Source organism: Polaromonas sp. P3_B4, from assembly GCF_056402835.1.
This window is the reverse complement of sequence record NZ_JBFUGQ010000010.1, coordinates 1-636: the sequence shown is the minus strand read 5'-3', so window position 1 is coordinate 636 and position 636 is coordinate 1. Positions and strand designations below refer to the sequence as shown.

At 53.3% G+C, this 636-nt stretch carries 1 protein-coding gene; it reads left to right on the top strand.

What is annotated here, in order from left to right; translation table 11 throughout:
* Positions 1-502 (top strand): pilin (locus tag AC1DVV_RS22920; RefSeq protein WP_477707268.1); only part of this gene is annotated, 502 nt, incomplete at its 5' end.
* Positions 503-636: the final 134 nt, after the last annotated feature.

Genomic DNA, 636 nt, shown 5'->3' with positions numbered 1-636 from the left:
CCAACGGGGTTTTACCCTGATCGAATTGATGATCGTCGTGGCGATTATCGGTATCCTGGCTGCGGTGGCTCTGCCTGCCTATCAGGACTACACCATTCGTGCGAAAGTGTCTGAAGTGATTCTGGCTGCATCACAGTGCCGTACCAGCATCACGGAAACTGTTCAATCTGCTGCCAGTACGGTTCTGCCGATCGCCAATAACTGGGGCTGTGAAAAGAACGCCAGCGGCGCCGGTACGGCTGCAAGCGCGCCTTCGAAATATGTCTGGTCCATCGTAACGGATGCTGTCGGTAAAATCACTGTTCTCACGATGGATGCGACCAATGCGCCTGACCTGAAGGACGCTGCTAATAAAACAGTTCAACTGGTTCCGTTCAAGGATTCCACCGCTACGTTGACGAGCACCGATGTTGGCGCAACCATCTTCAAGTGGGTGTGTGGCCCCGGATCGACGGGTACCGCAATGCCTACGAAATACCTCCCAGGTTCTTGCCGGGGCTAAAACCTGATTGCTGCGTAACGCAGCAATTCATGGGTTAACAAGCGGCGCGTCTTTGACGCGCCGCTTTTATTTGGGCAAAAGTTGTCCGATGGAGTCCGACAGTTGATTTGGAGTCCGACAGTTGATTTCTGAAA